Source organism: Streptomyces sp. NRRL B-1347 (genome assembly GCF_000720325.1).
Classification (GTDB): domain Bacteria; phylum Actinomycetota; class Actinomycetes; order Streptomycetales; family Streptomycetaceae; genus Streptomyces.
On sequence record NZ_JOJM01000173.1, the window covers coordinates 1 to 4,443 of the forward strand.

Consider the following 4,443-nt stretch of genomic DNA (forward strand, 5'->3'; position numbering starts at 1 on the left):
GCGGGCGAATCGTTTGGCGCGGTTGTTGATTTCGCGGGGTGTGGGTGCGGAGTCTCTGGTTGCGGTCTGTATAGAGCGTTCTAGTGAGTTGGTGGTATCGCTCCTCGCGGTGTTGAAGGCCGGTGGTGCGTACGTGCCGGTCGATCCGGAGTACCCGGCGGACCGCATCGCGTACGTGTTGGAGGACGCGCAGCCGGTTCTGGTACTGACCAGCGAGGCGGTCCAGCAGGTCGTGCCGATGGTGGAGGACGTGGAGCGGGTCGTCGTCGACGACGCGCGGACGGTCTCCGCGCTGGCGGACCTGGAGGCGGGTGCTGTCACCGATGCCGAGCGCGGCGGACCGGTGTTGCCGTCGCATGTGGCGTATGTGATTTATACGTCGGGTTCGACGGGGCGTCCGAAGGGTGTGGCGGTTCCGCATCGGGGTGTGGTGAATCGTCTGTTGTGGATGCAGGACGTGTTCGGTCTGGATGGTTCGGATCGGGTGGTGCAGAAGACGCCGTTCGGGTTCGACGTGTCGGTGTGGGAGTTCTTCTGGCCGTTGATCACGGGTGCGGGTCTGGTGGTGGCGCGTCCTGGTGGTCATCGGGATGCGGGCTATCTGGCGGAGCTGATCCGGCGGGAGAGGGTGACGGTTGCGCATTTCGTGCCGTCGAGATGCGGGTCTGCGGCCCGTACCGGTGGGTGTGGCGGGTGAGTTGTATCTGGCGGGCGATCAGCTGGCTCGCGGGTATGTGGGGCGTGCGGGGCTGTCGGCGGAGCGGTTCGTGGCGTGTCCGTTCGGGTCCGCGGGTGAGCGGATGTATCGCACGGGTGATGTGGTGCGCTGGCGTGCGGACGGGAACCTGGAGTATCTGGGCCGTGCTGATGACCAGGTGAAGCTGCGGGTCACGGTCAACGGCAAGCTCGACCGACGGGCACTCCCCGCACCCGAATACGCCGTATCGACGGGCCGGGCGCCGGCGAATGCGCAGGAGGAGATCCTGTGCGCGGTGTTCGCCGACGTACTCGGCCTTCCCAGCGTGGGAGTTGACGACAACTTCTTCGAACTGGGCGGCCACTCCCTCCTCGCGGTGCGTCTGGTGAGTCGGGTGCGGTCGGTACTGGGTGCGGAGATCGGCGTGCGGGCGGTGTTCGAGGCACCGTCGGTGGGCTTGCTCGTGGAGCGGCTGGAGGGTGCTGACAAGGCACGGTCGGCTCTCACGGCACGGGTGCGTCCGGAGTCGGTGCCGCTGTCCTTCGCTCAGCAGCGGCTGTGGTTCCTGGGTGAGCTGGAGGGCCCGAACGCCACGTACAACATTCCCGCGGGTATCCGTCTGCGCGGGGAGCTGGACGTGGAGGCGCTGGGTGCGGCGCTCAATGATGTGGTGGCGCGGCACGAGGTGCTGCGCACCGTGTTCCCCACGGTCGCGGGCGCGGCCCAGCAGCAGGTCCTGGACATCGACTCGGCTGCCTGTGAGCTGAAGGTCGTCGACGTCACCCCGGAAAACCTGACGGCGGCGTTGGCTGAGGCGGCCGGGTGTGTGTTTGACCTGTCGGTCGATGTTCCGTTGCGTGTGTGGGTGTTCGCGACGGGTCCGCAGGAACATGTGCTGATGCTGGTGTTGCATCACGTGGCGGGTGATGGTTGGTCGATGGCGCCGCTGGCCCGTGATGTGTCGGTGGCGTACGCGGCGCGTACCGCCGGACGGGTTCCGGCTTGGGAACCGCTGCCCGTGCAGTACGCGGTTCGGACGAGGCCCTGGAGGAGCTGGTCGGCTTCTTCGTGAACACGCTGGTGATCCGCACCGATGTGAGCGGGGACCCGTCGTTCGCGGAGCTGTTGGAGCGCGTCCGGGAGACGGGCCTCGGCGCGTACGCGCATGAGGACGTCCCCTTCGAGCGGCTCGTGGAGGAGCTGGCGCCGACGCGGTCCATGGCACGCCACCCCCTCTTCCAGATCATGCTGGGCCTGGACACCCATGCGGACGCGGTCGTGGACCTGCCCGGGCTCGAGGCCGAAGTGATCGCGAGCAAGGAGGTGGCCGCCAAGTTCGACCTCGACCTGAACGTGAGGGAGCGGTTCGACGCCTCCGGCGAACCTGCCGGTCTCGACGGCACGGTCGTCTACGCCGTGGACCTGTTCGACGAGGCCACGGTCGCGGAGCTCGTCGAGCGCTTCGTACGCGTACTGGAGGCCGTGACGGCCGATCCACACCAGCCCGTGAGCAGGATCCAGATCCTCGGCGACGCGGAGCGGCACCGGATCCTGACCGAATGGAAGGACTCCGCGGCAGGCGCTCCGGCCCGTGCGCTGCCCGTGCTGGACGCTGCCCCGCACAGCGGGGCGGACTTCGGAGCGGACGCCGGGAGCAAGGTGTTCGTGCTCGACGCGGCGCTCCAGCCGGTCCCTGCCGGTGTCGCGGGCGACCTGTACCTCGCGGGCGGTCTGAAGGACCACGGCTACGAGGGCCGTCCCGGCCTGACGGCCGAGCGCTTCGTGGCGTGCCCGTTCGGGGACGCCGGTGAGCGGATGTACCGCACGGGCGACGTGGTGCGCTGGCGCGCGGACGGCAGCCTGGAGCGGATCAGCGGTACGGACGAGGAGCAGCAGCCGAGCGCGTCGACGGCCGCCGACGAGGGACAGCCCGCCAAGGGACGTGGCCCGTCGTCGGTGCAGGAGGAGATCCTGTGCTCGGTGTTCGCCGAGATGCTGGACCTGCCTCAGGTCGGCGTCGACGACAACTTCTTCGAACTCGGCGGGCACTCCCTCATGGCCGTCAAGCTCGTCGTGCGCCTGCGTGAGCTGGGCCTTCCGGTGAGCGTGCGGAGCCTGTTCGCGACGCCGACGGCGGCCGGGCTCGCGGCCGCCGTCAGCGCGGAGGGCCAGGGCACGGTGACCGTCCCGGAGAACCTCATTCCGACGGGCGCCGACGTCATCACGCCGGAAATGCTGCCGCTGGTGGAGCTGACGACGGACGAGATCGGGCGGATCTCGGCCCGGGTCGAGGGCGGGGCGGCGAACATCGCCGACATCTACCCCCTCGCTCCCCTCCAGGAAGGCATCTTCTTCCACTCCGTCATCGGCAACGAGAACGGCGCGGACGTGTACGTGCTGCCGACGGTGCTGCGGTTCGACTCCCGGGAACGGCTCGACCAGTTCCTGAGCGTGCTCCAGACGGCCGTGGACCGGCACGACACCCTGCGGACGGGCTTCGCCTGGGAAGGCCTGCGCGAGCCGGTGCAGGTCGTGGTCCGCCACGCCGACATCCCCGTACACGAGGTGGACCTCGGGGAGCACGACGGAGACTTGGTCCAGGGACTCCTCGACCTGTGCAGCCCCTCCATGGACATCCGACGTGCTCCGCTGCTGCGGGCCACCGTCGCGGCCGAGCCCGGCAGCGACCGCTGGCTCATGGTCATGCAGGCCCACCACCTGGTCCAGGACCACACGGCGATGGGCGTCCTCTTCGCCGAGGTCAGCGCGCTGCTACGCGGAGACGCGGAGGAGCTTCCTGCCCCGGTTCCGTTCCGGGAGTTCGTGGCGCAGGCACGGCTCGGTGTTTCGCGTGCGGAGCACGAGCGGTTCTTCGGTGAGCTGCTCGGTGGTGTGAGTGAGCCGACGGCGCCGTTCGGGTTGCTGGACGTGCACGGTGACGGTTCGGACGTCGCCGAGGCGTCGACCATGCTGGACGCGGGTCTTGCGGCCCGCCTGCGGGAGCAGGCGCGGCGTCTGGGCGTCAGCCCCGCCACGCTGTTCCACCTGGTGTGGGCCCGGGTCGCCGCGGTGACCTCAGGCCGCGATGACGTCGTGTTCGGCAGCGTGCTGTTCGGCCGTATGCAGGCGGGCGCCGGTGCGGACCGTACGCCGGGTCTGTTCATCAACACGCTGCCCGTACGTGTGCCCACCGGAAAGGTGTCGGTGGGTGAGGCCGTGCGGGGGATGCAGAAGCAGCTCGCCGACCTCCTCGTCCACGAGCACGCCCCGCTCACGCTTGCCCAGCAGGCGGCCGATCTCGCGGCGGAGACCCCGCTGTTCACCTCCCTCCTCAACTACCGGCAGAACGCCAATGCCGCTGAGCGGATGGGCAGGTCGATCGAAGACCTCAACACCGGCTTGGACGGCGTCGAGCTGCTGTCGGCCCACGAGCGGACGAACTACCCGCTGACGGTGTCGGTGGACGACACCGGCGAAGGCTTCGGCCTGACGGTTCAGGCGGCTGCGCCGATTGCCGCGCAGTCGGTGTGCGACCTGATCAGCGCCGCGGCCGAGGGCATCGTCGAGGCCCTGGAGCAGGAGCAGGGTGACCTGCCCCTGAACCGTGTGCCGGTTCTTGGCACGGCGGAGCACGACCAGCTGGTTCAGGAGTGGAGTGGTGTTTCCCGTCCGGTGGTGGAGGCGTCGCTGACGGAGCTGTTCGCGGCTCAGGTGGGTCGTACGCCTGATGCGGTTGCGGTTACGTT

General features: G+C 69.1%; 1 protein-coding gene and 1 pseudogene. Both read left to right on the forward strand.

The annotated features are described in order from the left end of the window. Positions 1 to 2,224, forward strand: a pseudogene (locus IG74_RS54955) (condensation domain-containing protein); the annotation flags it as partial. Between the two features lie 465 nt (positions 2,225 to 2,689). Next, a partial coding sequence (locus IG74_RS54960) for a condensation domain-containing protein (RefSeq protein ID WP_420710056.1) occupies positions 2,690 to 4,443 on the forward strand: 1,754 nt, incomplete at its 3' end.